This is a genomic window from Aeromonas finlandensis (assembly GCF_000764645.1).
GTDB lineage: Bacteria > Pseudomonadota > Gammaproteobacteria > Enterobacterales > Aeromonadaceae > Aeromonas > Aeromonas finlandensis.
In genome coordinates, this window is record NZ_JRGK01000309.1 from 1 (window position 1) to 13,751 (window position 13,751).

11 protein-coding genes are annotated in these 13,751 nt (G+C 61.8%); 8 read left to right on the top strand and 3 right to left on the bottom strand.

Translation table 11 applies throughout. The features are described 5' to 3' along the window. Window positions 1-536, bottom strand: a 536-nt coding sequence (locus LD28_RS0119180; protein ID WP_033138520.1) for a 3-deoxy-D-manno-octulosonic acid kinase, incomplete at its 3' end; no start/stop codon positions are given. 221 nt (window positions 537-757) lie between these two features. On the opposite strand from LD28_RS0119180, the gene LD28_RS0119185 reads away from it, so the two are divergent. The 6 genes from LD28_RS0119185 (at window position 758) to LD28_RS0119210 (ending at window position 9,945) form a co-directional block, all read left to right on the top strand. Beyond that, window positions 758-1,813: a glycosyltransferase family 9 protein gene (locus LD28_RS0119185; protein WP_033138564.1), complete on the top strand. Its 1,056-nt coding sequence runs from the start codon at window positions 758-760 to the stop codon at window positions 1,811-1,813. 409 nt (window positions 1,814-2,222) lie between these two features. Next, the gene (gene kdpA, locus LD28_RS0119190; protein ID WP_033138521.1) at window positions 2,223-3,899 is read left to right on the top strand and encodes a potassium-transporting ATPase subunit KdpA; all 1,677 of its coding nucleotides are present in this window, start codon (window positions 2,223-2,225) and stop codon (window positions 3,897-3,899) included. Continuing rightward, window positions 3,900-5,957 (top strand): potassium-transporting ATPase subunit KdpB, encoded by a 2,058-nt coding sequence (gene kdpB / locus LD28_RS0119195; RefSeq protein WP_033138522.1) that lies wholly within the window; start codon window positions 3,900-3,902, stop codon window positions 5,955-5,957. A gap of 60 nt (window positions 5,958-6,017) precedes the next feature. Next, complete coding sequence (locus LD28_RS0119200) at window positions 6,018-6,545, top strand: potassium-transporting ATPase subunit C (RefSeq protein WP_033138523.1); 528 nt, start codon at window positions 6,018-6,020, stop codon at window positions 6,543-6,545. A gap of 69 nt (window positions 6,546-6,614) precedes the next feature. Then, window positions 6,615-9,203, top strand: coding sequence for a sensor histidine kinase (locus LD28_RS0119205; protein WP_033138524.1), 2,589 nt, complete (start codon window positions 6,615-6,617; stop codon window positions 9,201-9,203). A gap of 58 nt (window positions 9,204-9,261) precedes the next feature. Beyond that, on the top strand, window positions 9,262-9,945 hold the full coding sequence (locus LD28_RS0119210) for a response regulator (RefSeq protein WP_033138525.1): 684 nt from the start codon (window positions 9,262-9,264) through the stop codon (window positions 9,943-9,945). 4 nt (window positions 9,946-9,949) lie between these two features. Here the strand turns inward: LD28_RS0119210 and LD28_RS0119215 are convergent, their stop codons facing one another. Continuing rightward, window positions 9,950-11,077 (bottom strand): multidrug effflux MFS transporter, encoded by a 1,128-nt coding sequence (locus LD28_RS0119215; protein ID WP_033138526.1) that lies wholly within the window; start codon window positions 11,075-11,077, stop codon window positions 9,950-9,952. A gap of 92 nt (window positions 11,078-11,169) precedes the next feature. On the opposite strand from LD28_RS0119215, the gene LD28_RS0119220 reads away from it, so the two are divergent. After that, entirely contained in the window at window positions 11,170-11,994 is an 825-nt protein-coding gene (locus tag LD28_RS0119220; protein WP_033138527.1) for an AraC family transcriptional regulator, read from the top strand. On the opposite strand, the gene LD28_RS0119225 is transcribed toward LD28_RS0119220, so the two are convergent. Further along, window positions 11,924-12,157 carry a hypothetical protein gene (locus LD28_RS0119225; protein ID WP_033138528.1) on the bottom strand — a complete coding sequence of 78 codons (234 nt, stop codon included), beginning with the start codon at window positions 12,155-12,157 and terminating at the stop codon, window positions 11,924-11,926. The two genes, LD28_RS0119220 and LD28_RS0119225, sit on opposite strands and share 71 nt — an antisense overlap. 292 nt (window positions 12,158-12,449) lie before the next feature. Here LD28_RS0119225 and LD28_RS0119230 point away from each other — a divergent pair, with 292 nt between their 5' ends. Beyond that, window positions 12,450-13,703 carry a valine--pyruvate transaminase gene (locus LD28_RS0119230; protein ID WP_033138529.1) on the top strand — a complete coding sequence of 418 codons (1,254 nt, stop codon included), beginning with the start codon at window positions 12,450-12,452 and terminating at the stop codon, window positions 13,701-13,703. The last annotated feature ends 48 nt before the right edge of the window (window positions 13,704-13,751 follow it).

Below are 13,751 nucleotides of genomic sequence, written 5' to 3' on the forward strand. Positions count from 1 at the left end.
TTGCCCTCTTTATCGAGCAGCAGGTTGTGGCTGTTGAGATCGGCGTGATAGACCCCGGCATCGTGCAGCTGACGTACCGTCTGGCCTATCTTGTGCCACACCTCGTTGGCAACCGGCCCCTGCTTGAGCAGGGCGACCATGTCCTTGGCGCCGCGGATCCGCTCGATCAGGATGTCGGCGCGATAGAAGGGGCCCTGTTTGACCATGCGGGCACCAAACGGACGCGGCACCGGCAGCCCCAGCTCACAAAGCTTGGCCAGCAAGGTGTATTCGGCCATGGCGCGGCTCGATTCCACCCCTTCGAACCAGAAGCGATCCCTTACCACCTTGCCCACCATGCCACCGCGATAGTAGTGACGCAGTACCAGATGGCGAGACTCATCCTTGACGAACCAGGTCACCCCCCGGCCGATGGAGGTGCCCACCACCTGACGGTTGTTCTGCCACCAGGCAGGATCGAATAGCTGGGGAGAGGGGTCGCGAAAGGCCCCTTCGGCGTACCAGCAGATCTGGTTGTGTTCGGTCTGTACTTGCATCGTGGAGATCCCGCTCGGTCGGTCATGGATCGCAATTTTTCAATTCGCGATGAGGCTGCCGCTCTGGCATGCCCGCAATAAATGCCTGTATCAGCTACTTGCAGAGATCAGTCGTGGTGCTAAGCCCCGCGGATCCTGGCTGACGATAGTGCGCAATTTTACAATCCGGAGGGGAGTTTGCATAATGCCATCCACCCTTTTTGCCAGCCGTGCGCCACATCATGCCGCTATTTAAAACGCCACCCTCCTCCATCTGCATCCTGCGGCTCTCCGCCATTGGGGATTGCTGCCACGCACTGGCGCTGGTGCGCGTCATCCAGCGGGAGTGGCCACAGACCCGCATCACCTGGATCACCGGCAAAATCGAGGCAACCCTGTTTGCCGATCTGCCCGGCGTCGAGGTGATCCCCTTCGACAAGAGCAAGGGGTGGCGCGGCTATCGCGATCTCTGGCAGACCCTCAAGGGGCGTAAATTTGATGCCCTGCTCCACCTGCAGGCCGCCATGCGCGCCAGCATTGCCACCCTCGGCATCCGGGCGAACATCAAACTCGGCTTCGACAAGGAGCGGGCCAACGACGGTCAGTGGCTGTTCACCAACCACAAGGTGCCATCCCCCGCCTCCCCCCACGTGCTGGACGGTTTCCTCGCCTTCGCCAAAGAGCTTGGCATCAAGGATCTGACTCCGGACTGGCAACTGCCCATCAGCGCCGAACATCAGGCATGGGCAAAGGAGAAGATTGGCGGCAAACCGACCCTGCTGATCTGCGCCGCCGCCAGCAAGGCGTTCAAAAACTGGACTGCCGCAGGCTATGCCGCGCTGGCAGATCACGCGGCCAGCAAGGGCTTTCAAGTTTATCTCTGTGGCGGACCAGCCAAACTGGAGCGGGATCTGGCTGCCGAGATCCAGCAGCAGAGCCAGAGCAAACCGGCCGATCTGGTCGGGCAGACCAACCTCAAGCAGTTGTTGGCACTGATTGGCGAGGCGAGTCTGGTGCTGGCCCCCGATACCGGCCCCACCCACATGGCGACCCTGGTCGGTACACCGGTGATCGGCCTCTATGCCCACCATAATCCCGCGCGCACCGGCCCTTACCTGTGCCGCGACTACGTGGTCAGCGTCTATCGGGAGCTGGTCGAGCAGGAGACCGGCAAGCCGCTGGCCGAGCTGAGCTGGCGTACCCGCCTCAAGGACCCGGAGGCCATGAGCAAGATCACCCACGAGCAGGTGATCGCCGCCTTCGACCGGCTCTGCGCCGATCGCCAGCTACCGCACTGATTGAAAGTGCAACCCGGAAATTCAGCGCCATCAAGCAGGAATAATCAGGTCTGTACATTTTCCAGAAAGATACACAAAGGGTAACCAGGCGCTTGGGGCCTTTCCCCTTTACTTAGACCCGGCTCAGGCCGGGTTTTTTGATCCCTCCTCGCCAGTTCTCTCGCAAAACCGCTGTTCTTTACGCCGATTTTACGCCTGCCTCATGGCGCTTTATGGCGCCTTTACGCCTGTTTTACATACCCTTTCAGCGTCAATTACACCAACAGAGTCGATAGGGTTTTACATCGGCTCTCGCAGCTAATTATCTCAATGGAGTCGATATGAATTGGCTATATCTGCTGCTGGTCCTCGCCTTGATGGTCTATCTGCTGCGCGCACTCACGCGTAGTCACGAGTGAGGAACTGAAACATGTGGCAAGAAATAATCTATCCGGTGGCCTTTGTGCTGCTGGTTCTGCTGCCGGCACCACTGCTGGGCAACTACATCTACCGGGTGTTTGAAGGCAAAACCCGCTGGTTGGCACCGGTCGAGCGCGCCACGCTGGCTTGCTGTGGCACCGATGGACGGGAGCAGGACTGGAAGTCCTACGCCCTCAGCCTGCTGGCCTTCAACGGCGCCGGTTTCGGTCTGCTGTTCCTGATCCTGATGGCGCAGGGGTTACTGCCCCTCAACCCGCAACAACTGCCGGGCCTGAGCTGGCAACTCGCCTTCAATACCGCGGTCAGCTTTATGACCAACACCAACTGGCAAGCCTATTCCGGTGAGGCCAGCCTCTCCTACTTCAGCCAGATGGTGGGACTGACCACCCAGAACTTCGTCTCTGCCGCGACCGGCGCTGCTGTCGCCGTTGCCCTGTTCCGCGGCATCGCCCGCCAGCAGACCATCAACCTTGGCAACTTCTGGCAGGATCTGGTGCGTTTCTGCCTCTACGTGCTGCTGCCGATGTCGCTGATCCTGGCGCTGGTGCTGGTGTGGCAAGGGGTGCCGCAAAGCCTCTCCGCCTATCTGCCGTTCCACGGTGTGGAAGGTCAGGAGCAGCTGCTGCCGCTCGGCCCGGCTGCCTCGCAGATCGCCATCAAGCAGCTTGGCTCCAACGGCGGCGGCTTCTTCGGCATCAACTCCGCCCACCCGTTCGAGAACCCGACCGCCCTCTCCAACTGGCTGGAGATGGTCACTCTGCTCACCATCGCCGCCGCCATGGTCTTTACCCTCGGTCGCTATGTGAAAGACATGGCCCACAGCCGCGCCATCGTCATTGCCATGACCATCATGCTGGCATTGGGACTCTTCGTTTCCATCACTCAGGAGATGAAACTGGATCCGGCCCTGACTCATCTTGCCAGCGAAGCGGGCAACTGGGAGGGCAAAGAGAGCCGCTTCGGCCCGGTGCTCTCCAGCATCTGGGAAGTGGCGACCACCGCCGCCTCCAACGGCTCGGTTAACTCAATGCACGACAGCTTCGCCCCTCTCTCCGGCATGGTCGCCATGATCAACATGCTGCTGGGTGAAGTGGTGTTCGGCGGCGTGGGTGCCGGTATCTACGGCATGATGCTGTTCGTGCTGCTCACCGTCTTCCTGTGCGGCCTGATGGTGGGTCGTACCCCAACCTATCTGGGCAAACGCCTCGGTATCACCGAGATGAAGTGGGTCGTCGCCAGCATGCTGGTGATGCCGGTGGGAGTTCTGGTGATCGGTGGTGTCACCCTGCTGATGCCGGATGCCAGCACCATCATCGGCCATGATGGCCCGCACGGTCTGTCACGCCTCATCTATGCCTACGCCTCGGCTGCCGGCAACAACGGCTCCGCCTTCGCTGGGTTTGCCGCCGGTGACAACTGGCAGTGCATTGCCATCGGTCTGGCCATGCTGCTCGGTCGCTTCGGCTACATCATTCCGGTACTGGCCATTGCAGGTCAGCTGGCCCGCGCGCCCCGTCAGGAGACGAGCGAAGGGGACTTCCCCATCAGCGGCCCACTGTTCGTTACCCTGCTGATCATCACCGTCCTGCTGATTGGCGGCCTCTCCTTCCTGCCGGTGCTGGCACTGGGCCCCGTGGCAGAACATCTGATGCTGGGAGCTTTCTAAATGAGCAAGTCCACTTCAATGAGTCCCGACACCATGCAGGTGAAGGGCAAAAAACAGCAATCGCAGATCCTGCAGGCCATGGTTGAGGCCCTCTATCGCTTCAATCCCAAGGCGCTGTTTGGCAGCCCCATCCTGTTCACCCTCTGGCTGGCTGCCGTGATGGCCACCGTGGAGTCTCTGCTGGGGCAGCCCTTCTCCGGCGTCGCCCCCTCGCTGGCCTGGCAGCTGACCGCCTGGCTCTGGCTGACCCTCTGGTTTGCCAACTTCGCCGAGACGCTGGCCGAAGGACGTGGCAAGGCCCGCGCCGACAGCCTGAAAGCGGGCATGAGCCAGCTCAAGGCACGTCGGGTGGCTAATGCCAAAGATGGTCAGGGCGAGTGGGTACCTGCCACCAGCCTGATGAAGGGGGATCTGGTGCTGGTACGCAGCGGCGAGATGATCCCGGCCGACGGTGAAGTGATCGCCGGTATCGCCTCGGTCAACGAGGCTGCCATCACCGGTGAATCCGCCCCCGTCATCCGCGAGTCGGGTACCGATCGCAGCGGCGTGACCGGCAACACGACGGTCGTCTCCGACGAGATCTGGGTGCGCGTCAGCAACAATCCGGGCGAAAGCACGCTGGATCGGATGATCGCACTGGTGGAAGGGGCCAAACGCCAGAAGACCCCCAACGAGATGGCGCTGGATGCCCTGCTGGTGGGGCTGACCCTGATCTTCCTGCTGGTGGTCGCCACCCTGCCCTGGTTCCTCGACTACAACGGCACCCAGGTACCGCGCCTCTACCTGATCGCGCTCTTTATCACCCTGATCCCGACCACCATCGGCGGCCTGCTCTCCGCCATCGGCATTGCCGGTATGGATCGACTGGTGAAACTGAACGTGATTGCCAAGTCGGGCCGGGCCGTCGAAGCGGCCGGTGACGTGCGCACCCTGCTGCTGGACAAGACCGGCACCATCACCTTCGGCAACCGAATGGCTGACGAACTGATCCCGGCTCCCGGCGTTGACCCGGCCCTGCTGGCACAAGCGGCCATGCTGGCCTCGCTGGGTGACAACACTCCCGAGGGTAAATCTATCCTGACTCTGGCGGGCAAGAGCCACACCAAACCGAGCCAACTGGACGATGACAAGGTGATCCCCTTCAGCGCCGAGACCCGCCTGAGCGGGCTGGATCGCAACGGTCATCAATATCGCAAGGGGGCTGTCGATGCGGTACTGAACTACCTCTCCCTCGACCGCAAAGCGGTGCCCGAGCTGGTGCTCAAGTCAGTCGACAGCATCGCCCGTCAGGGCGGCACCCCACTGCTGGTCTGTACCCATGAGCAGCTGCTGGGTGTGGTCTACCTCAAGGACATCATCAAGCCCGGCATCAAGGCCCGCTTCCAGATCCTGCGCCACATGGGGATCCGTACTGTGATGATCACCGGTGACAACCCGAAAACGGCCGCCGCCATCGCTGCCGAAGCCGGGGTGGATGACTTCATCGCCGAAGCGACGCCGGAGAAGAAGCTGGCCTATATCCGTCAGGAGCAGGCCGATGGCCGTCTGGTCGCCATGTGCGGTGACGGTGCCAACGACGCACCTGCGCTGGCACAGGCTGATGTGGGGCTGGCCATGAACGAGGGTACCCAGGCCGCCAAGGAGGCGGGCAATCTGGTGGATCTCGACTCCAACCCCACCAAGCTGCTGGACGTGGTGCTGGTCGGCAAACAGCTGCTGGTGACCCGTGGCGCCCTGACCACCTTCTCCATCGCCAACGACGTGGCCAAGTACTTTGCCATCCTGCCAGCCCTGTTCATCGCCGCCTACCCGCAACTGGGGGCACTGAACCTGATGCAGCTGGGCAGCCCGCAGAGCGCCATCCTGTCGGCCATCATCTTCAACGCCCTGATCATTGTGGCGCTGGTGCCGCTGGCCCTGCGTGGTGTCGACCTGAAAGGCTCGGCCGCCAGCCTGCTGCGCCGCAACCTGCTGATCTACGGTGTCGGCGGCCTGCTGGTGCCGTTTATCGGCATCAAGCTGATCGATCTGGTCATTACCGGCCTGGGTCTGGTGTAACGGCATAACCGGGATGCGGGTCCGCCCGCATCCACACAACGAATACGGAGCATATCCATCATGATCGCAATCAGAACCCTGCTGACCCTGACCCTGCTGCTGGGCGTGGGTTATCCGCTGGCCGTCACCGGACTGGCCCAACTGATCTTCCCCTGGCAAGCCAACGGCAGCCAGCTGACCGACAGCAAGCAGCAACTTATCGGTAGCGCCCTGCTGGCACAGAAATTCGAGCGGGCTGACTACTTCCACACCCGCCCCTCCGCCAGTGATTTCAACACCATTGGCGGTAGTGCCAGCAATCTGGGGATGAGCTCACCGCTGCGGGCAGAGTTCGCCGAACAGGCCGCCAAGGCACAGCCTGAAACCAGCTCTCCTGCCATGCTGACCCGTTCCGCCTCTGGCCTCGATCCCCATCTACCACTCGATGCGGTGCTGGCGCAGGTGGATCGCGTAGCCAGAGAACGTGGACTGGATCCCGCCCAACTGACGGAGCAGGTCAAGTCGGCCACACAAGCTGGTATCCTTGGCCCGCAGGTGGTCAACATTCTCCAGCTGAACCTGCAACTGGATCATCAAAAGGGCGCCTGAGGGCGCTCCTTGCCGATCTGGCGTTGACCTCCATTTTCGACGCGGGCAGTTGGCTCGATAGGGATAAGCATGCGTGATGAGGTAAGGGCTGACGCCCTGCTGGCAAGTCTGGAGCAAGAGCACAAGGGCAAGCTGAAAGTCTTTCTCGGGGCCGCCCCCGGCGTGGGCAAGACCTACGCCATGTTGCAGGCGGTACGAGAACAGGCCAAAGAAGGGGTCGACATCCTTATCGGCGTGGTAGAGACCCACGGCCGGCAGGAGACCCTGGCCCTGCTCGACAAACTCGCCATCCAGCCGCGCAAGATCCACATGCACCGTCAGCAGCGGCTGGAGGAGATGGACCTCGACGGCCTGCTGGCGCGCAAACCGGCCATCGCCGTAGTGGACGAGCTGGCCCATAGCAACGCCCCCGGCAGCCGCCACGAGAAGCGCTGGCAGGATGTGGAGGAGCTGCTCAACGCCGGTATCGACGTCTACAGCACCCTCAACGTCCAGCATCTGGAGAGCCTCAACGATCTGGTGTGGCAGCTCACCGGGGTCAGGGTCAAAGAGACCCTGCCCGATCAGGTTCTGCTCGATGCAGACAGCATTATCCTTATCGACCTCCCCCCCAAGGAGCTACTCGGCCGCCTGCGCGAGGGGAAGGTTTATGTGCCCCATCAGGCCAAGGCCGCCCTGCAATCCTTCTTCTCCCTCAACAATCTCACCGCATTGCGGGAGCTGGCGATGCAGACCGCCGCAAGCCATGTGGAGGGCGATCTGCAACTGCAATGGCAGGCGGCGGGCAAGACCACATTGCCGCTGCGGGGCAAGCTGATGGTCTGCCTCGGCAACCAGCACGGGGCTGCACTGGTGCGCTATGGCCACCGCTTTGCCCAGCGTCGCCAGCTACCCTGGCTGGTGGTGCACGTGGACAGCAATGGCCGCAGCTCGGCCGACGTGGAGCAGGCGCTGGCGCTCGCCTCCCAACTGGGCGCCAAGGTGCTGACCCTCTCCAGCCCGGCGGTCGCCAATACCCTGCTGGAGACTGCCGAGCAGCAGCAGGTCTCCCAGCTGCTGCTCGGCAAACCCCACAAGGCACCGTGGCGTCGCTCGCTGGTGCAGCACCTGCTCAAGCAGGCACAGGGTCTGGAGATCACCCTGGTCGATACCGAGAAGCAAAAACACAGAGTGGGGATGCGCTCCCCGACGCCGAAGGATATTCACCACAGCCTGCTGGCGGTGGTCATCATGGGGATCACCTCGGCCATTGCATGGGGACTCTCCTACTGGCTGCCCCCCGCAGCGTTGCCGCTCATCTTCGTGCTGGGGGTGCTGGCGACGGCCCTTACCACCAGTCTGGTGCCCGCCACGCTGGCAGCAGTACTGGGCTTTATCGCCCACAATCTGCTCTTCACCGCCCCCTACTTCTCCCTGAGCGTCGCCAACCACAGCGACCTGCTCACCCTGTTCGTGCTGCTGATCGTCGGCATGACCGCGGGGCGCCTCGCCTCCCGCCAGCGCCAACAGCTGATCGGCCTGCGCGAGACCCAGCAGCTGGGCAATGCCCTGCTCTCCCTCAGTCAGGGGCTGGCGACCGCCAACAGTCCGGAGGAGGTGCTCAGACAAGGGGCGCAAGCGATCTCGCTGGCGCTTGGCCAGCCGACCGTAGTGATCGACAAGGATTTTCACGACCGCCTCGGCAACGAGAAGCACAGGCCCGGACAGACCGACAAGGCGGCCATCGACTGGTGTCTGGCTCAGAAGCAGAGTGCCGGTGCCCACACCGCGACCCTCAATGCCGCCGAGGCCCAGTATCACCACCTCAGCGACGATCTGGTGATCGGCATAACGCTGGCCAACCCGCTCTCCTCCTCCGCCGAGCACCAGTTGCAGGCGTTGCTCACCGACATTCGCGCCGCGCTGGCGCGGATCGACCTCAACGAGCGGCTGGCCGACAGCCAGCTGCAGGCGGAGACCGACCGGATGCGGGCAGCCCTGCTCTCCTCGGTCTCCCACGATTTGAAGACCCCGCTGGCCACCATCATGGGGGCTGGCAGCACCCTGCTGGAATATGGTGACCGAATCCCCGCCGAAGACCGCGACGAACTGCTCCACTCGGTGCAGGAGGAGGCGCGCCGCCTCCACAGCTATGTGCAGAACTTGCTGGATATGACCCGCATCGGCTCCCCCGACTTCCAGCTGAAACGGGACTGGGTCGATCTGGCGGACCTGGTGGAGAGCGCCCGCAAGCGACTCGACTCCTCCTGGCGCCAGCACAAGCTGCTGGTCCATTTCGATCAGCATGTGCCCCAGCTCTATGTGCATGGCGCCCTGATCGAGCAGGTGCTGGTCAATATCCTCGACAACGCCTCCCGCTACTCACCGGCTGGCACCCCCATCGAGTTCAAGGTGATGCTGGCCGAGCCCGACCTCATCATCGACATCATCGATATCGGGGTCGGTATCGCCGAGTCGGATCGGGAGAAGATCTTCAACCTCTTCTACACCCAGCCGGTTGGCGATTGCGGCAGCCGTGGCACCGGGCTTGGCCTCGCCATTTCCCGCGCTATGATAGAGGCCCACGGCGGCAAGATTTGGGCCTTCTCCGGCCCCAATGGCAACGGCACCTGCATGCGTATCTCCCTGCCGCTCGCCCTCAATTCACCGGAGGTCTGATAGTTGACCGCCAGATCGGGTCACTCAGCCCCTCCCACCATTCGCCTCTGGAGGTTTGATGGCGCACATTCTGGTCATAGATGATGAAGCGGCGATCCGTCGCTTTCTGCGGATCAGCCTGATTGCCGAAGGGCATCAGGTGAGTGAGGCGGTGGGGGTCAATGAAGGGCTGGAGCAGTATCGCCACCTCAACCCCGATCTGGTGATCCTCGATCTCGGTCTGCCGGATGGCGATGGCATTCAGGTGTTGCAGGCCATTCGCGAGCATCACCCCAATCCGGTGCTGGTGCTGTCGGCACGCGATTCGGAGCAGGAGAAGGTGCGGCTGCTGGATGCCGGGGCCAACGACTACATGAGCAAGCCATTCGGCATCGGCGAGATGATGGCCCGCATCCGCGTGCTCTTGCGTCAGCGGGCGGGCGTCAGCAGCGGCGAGCGGCGCCACTTCCCCCAATGCGGGCTGACGCTCGATATCAGCAGCCACAAGGTGACCATGAAAGACGAGGAGATCCCCCTCTCTCGCAAGGAGTTCGCCCTGTTGCAGGCGCTGGTGTGCCACCCCGGCAAGCTGGTGATGCAGACCCAGCTGCTCAATGACATCTGGGGGCCGAGCCACAAGGAGGACACCCACTACCTGCGCATCGTCATCGCCAGCCTGCGCAAAAAGCTGGGGGATAACCCCCAGCAACCGACGCTTATCGAGACCGAATCCGGTATCGGCTACCGCTTTATCGGCAACTGACGTTTCACGTGGAACGACGCCCGCAGCCAAGCAGTGCCAGCAGACCGCAGCCACTCAGCAACAGGCCGAGATCCTGCAATCCGGCCGCCACCGCCAACCCCAGACTGAGCAGCAGGTAGTAGCCAAGCCCGAACAGGGCGCCAGCACTACCCGCCACTTCGCGATAGGCCAACAGCGCCTGACTCAGCACATTGGGGATCGCCACCCCATAGGCCACCACGATGCCCATCATGGGCAACAGGAACCAGAGGCTGGCCTGAGTCGTCCAGACCAGCAGCCCGGCGACCAGCGCCAGCACGCAAGCCAGTCTGATCAGAGATGACGGCAGCCACCCTCTTCCCAGCAGATGCTTGTTGAGCAGGCTGCCGAGCAGAGTCGCCAGGGCCAGCAAGATCCCTGAGTAACCAAACTCGCCGGTGCTCAATCCCAATCCGGCAAACAGGAAGGGGGCCAGACTGTAGTAGCCAAACAGCATGGTGTTGAACAGGGCGACCAGCACGGCACTGCGCCAGAGCCCGCCATCCTTCATCATCCGGCATGCCAGCGGCCAGAGTGCGACTCGCTGGGTGCAGGCCGGACGGGTTTCCGGCAGCTGCCAGCAAGTCACCAGCAGCAAGCCTACCGCCAGTACCAGCAGACCGCTGAACACCCCGAGATAGCCAAACCCGCTCGCCAGCTGACCGCCACTGAGCAGCCCCAGCACCGGACTGAGTGAGAGCGCAATGCCCATCACCGAGAAGACCCGCGCCAGATCGCTGCCCTGATAGCTATCACGCAGCATGGTCTGGGTCACCACAGATCCCACGGCGGCACCAAAGGCCGAGATAACCCGGGCCAGCAACAGGATTTCAAAGTGATTGGCCAACAGCGCCAGCAGGGTGCCGACGCCATAGGTAAGCAGACCCGCCAGCATGGCGGGACGCCGCCCGATCAAATCGCAGAGCCGTCCCCAGCAGACCACGCCCACCGCAAACGCCAGAAAATAGACCGACAGGGTCTGGGATGCCTGCCCCTCGCTCACCTGAAACTGGGTGGCGATGTGGGTCAGCACCGGGCTGTAGATGGTCTCCACGATCTGGGGAAACATCATCAATCCCACCACCAGCCAGAGCGGTGGCAACTTGTTGTTCATGACAAACCTCCTTCATAAGAGGTCGCCATTCTAGAGAGATGCCTATTGTCTGATTACAATAAGCAGGACTATAAACATCAAAAATCGGACATATGGCCTTTATTCTTCCCGATCACCCTTTTGACCCCGACCAGCTGACAGGCAGCGTGATCGGCATTGCCTCCGCCCTCGGCTGGCACGACTCGGGTTTGCATCAGCATCAGCGCCATCAGCTGCTGTTCGCCCAATCCGGCTGCATGACCATGGAGCTGGAAGGTCGGGTCTGCCTGCTGCCACCCACCCGCGCCGCCTGGCTGCCAGCGGGCACCGCCCACCGGGTACTGATGCGCGGTGTCGTCGCCTACCGATCCCTCTACTTCCAGCCGCACCCCGAGCTGCCCGGCACGGTGGAGGTGCTGGCGGTCAATCCGCTGCTGCACGAACTGATCGAACGGATGGCACTCTGGCCGTGGGACAAACCGCAAGAGCAGCAGCAACGGACGGTAGGACTGTTTATGGAGGAGTTGGGGCTGGCACCGCGGGAGTCGTGGCAGTTGCCGCTACCGACCGATCCCAGACTGGGCGGCTGGCTACAGCAGTTAAAACGGGGAGATGCCCTGCCCGCTCGGCTCAACCGGCTGGCCGAACGGGTAGGTGCCAGTGACAAGACCATTGGCCGCATCTTTATGCGGGAGACCGGCATGAGCTACCAGGCGTGGCGTCAGCAGTGGCGGCTGTTGCGCGCCATGGAGCTGCTGGCAGAAAGCGAGTCCATCAGCCGGATTGCCGCTGCGCTGGAGTTCTCCAGCGACAGCGCCTTTATCAGCTTCTTCAAACAACATACGGGACAGACCCCCCTGCGCTACCTCAGCTCTCGGGGTGAGTCGCCACAGCCTGGCTCGCCTCCACCACCAGGGTATCCAGCGCCAGCGGTTTGAGGTTGTGCAGCGCATCCTGCACCACGGCATGGGATGCCTGCTGCAACTCGCTCTGCACATCCCGCTCCAGCTGAGCACTCTCCAGCTCGGGCCGCGGGTTCTCGTTGGCCATCACGTTCAAGCTCAGGGCACTCACAATCAGGGTGGCGATCAGGATTTTCATCTGGTTTGCTCCGGTATGGTTGAGATGACCAGATAGCTATTCCAATTGTTGTGCCAATCCTCACACAATACATAACATGATGATTTTGTTTAAATTCACCCTCTTGCGATACCAAATTGAGTCGCAAAATGCATCCTGCTCGGTCATTTTTAAACCAACAGTTGGTACTTTTAACCACGCTTAATTTTTGCACCACGTTCCACGTGGAACGTCCCGCTATTTTGATCGACACCCGCTTTTAAACTGAGCTATGGTGCTACATCTTCGTAACTGACTCTGGATCTGTCACCGAATGGAATTTTCCTTGTTCGGCGAGAAGTTCACTCGCCACGCCGGTATTACCCAACTCATGGATGACCTCAATCAGGGGCTGACCAATCCGGACGCCATCATGCTGGGTGGCGGCAATCCGGCCCCCATCCCCGCCATGCTGGAACGCTTTCAGGCGGAAGCCAAGAGCCTGCTCGACAACGGCGAGCTGGTTAAAGCGATGGCCAACTACGACGGTCCGCAAGGCAAAGACAGGTTCACCAAGGCACTGGCGGCACTGCTCAACAAAGAGCTGGGGTGGGATATCTCGGCCCGCAATATCGCCCTGACCAACGGCAGCCAAAATGCCTTCTTCTACCTGTTCAACCTGCTGGCCGGTGAATTTGCCGATGGCCGCAGGAAGAAGGTGCTGTTCCCGCTCGCTCCCGAATATATCGGCTATGCCGACTCGGCGCTGGCCGATGACTACTTCGTCGCCTACAAGCCCACCATCGAGAAACTGCCCGATGGCCAGTTCAAATACCACGTGGATTTCGAGAGCCTGCAGGTAGGTGACGACATCGGGGTGATCTGCGTCTCCCGCCCGACCAACCCGACCGGCAACGTGCTGACCGACGAAGAGATCGAACACCTCGATCAGATCGCCCGCGACAAGGGGATTCCGCTGCTGATCGACAACGCCTACGGCGTCCCCTTCCCGGGCATCATCTTCAGCGAAGCCAAACCATTCTGGAACGCCAATACCATCCTCTGCATGAGCCTCTCCAAGCTGGGCTTGCCGGGCACCCGCTGCGGCATCGTCATCGCCGACGAGAAGATCATCCAGGCCATCACCAACCTCAGCGGCATCATCAATCTGGCGCCGGGCAGTCTGGGCCCCGCCATCACCATCCCGATGATCGAGAGCGGCGAGATCATCGCCCTCAGTGAACAGGTGGTGAAACCCTTCTATCAGCAGAAGGCGGAGCTGGCGGTGCAGCTGCTGCGCGAAGCGATCCCCGACCCGCGCTTCCATATCCACAAGCCGGAAGGCGCCCTCTTCCTCTGGCTCTGGTTTGAAGATTTGCCGATCCACTGTCAGGAACTCTATGAGCGACTGAAGGCGAAGAACCTGCTGATCGTGCCGGGCCACTACTTCTTCCCCGGCATTGATGACCCCGAGTGGCGCCACAGTCAGGAGTGCATCCGCCTCAACTACTCTCAGAGCGAGGAGCTGGTGCGCCGCGGCATCGCCATTCTGGCGGAGGAGATCAACTCCCTCTACCGCGCCGATTAACCGGGCAGCCAAAAACAGAAAGGCCTGCATCTGCAGGCCTTTGTTGTT

Excerpts from the sequence above, each read along its gene's own strand:
- LD28_RS0119185 (WP_033138564.1), top strand. The coding sequence starts at position 758 with ATGCCGCTATTTAAAACGCCACCCTCCTCCATCTGCATCCTGCGGCTC.
- kdpA (WP_033138521.1), top strand. The coding sequence starts at position 2,223 with ATGTGGCAAGAAATAATCTATCCGGTGGCCTTTGTGCTGCTGGTTCTG.
- kdpB (WP_033138522.1), top strand. The coding sequence starts at position 3,900 with ATGAGCAAGTCCACTTCAATGAGTCCCGACACCATGCAGGTGAAGGGC.
- LD28_RS0119200 (WP_033138523.1), top strand. The coding sequence starts at position 6,018 with ATGATCGCAATCAGAACCCTGCTGACCCTGACCCTGCTGCTGGGCGTG.
- LD28_RS0119205 (WP_033138524.1), top strand. The coding sequence starts at position 6,615 with ATGCGTGATGAGGTAAGGGCTGACGCCCTGCTGGCAAGTCTGGAGCAA.
- LD28_RS0119210 (WP_033138525.1), top strand. The coding sequence starts at position 9,262 with ATGGCGCACATTCTGGTCATAGATGATGAAGCGGCGATCCGTCGCTTT.
- LD28_RS0119215 (WP_033138526.1), bottom strand. The coding sequence starts at position 11,077 with ATGAACAACAAGTTGCCACCGCTCTGGCTGGTGGTGGGATTGATGATG.
- LD28_RS0119220 (WP_033138527.1), top strand. The coding sequence starts at position 11,170 with ATGGCCTTTATTCTTCCCGATCACCCTTTTGACCCCGACCAGCTGACA.
- LD28_RS0119225 (WP_033138528.1), bottom strand. The coding sequence starts at position 12,157 with ATGAAAATCCTGATCGCCACCCTGATTGTGAGTGCCCTGAGCTTGAAC.
- LD28_RS0119230 (WP_033138529.1), top strand. The coding sequence starts at position 12,450 with ATGGAATTTTCCTTGTTCGGCGAGAAGTTCACTCGCCACGCCGGTATT.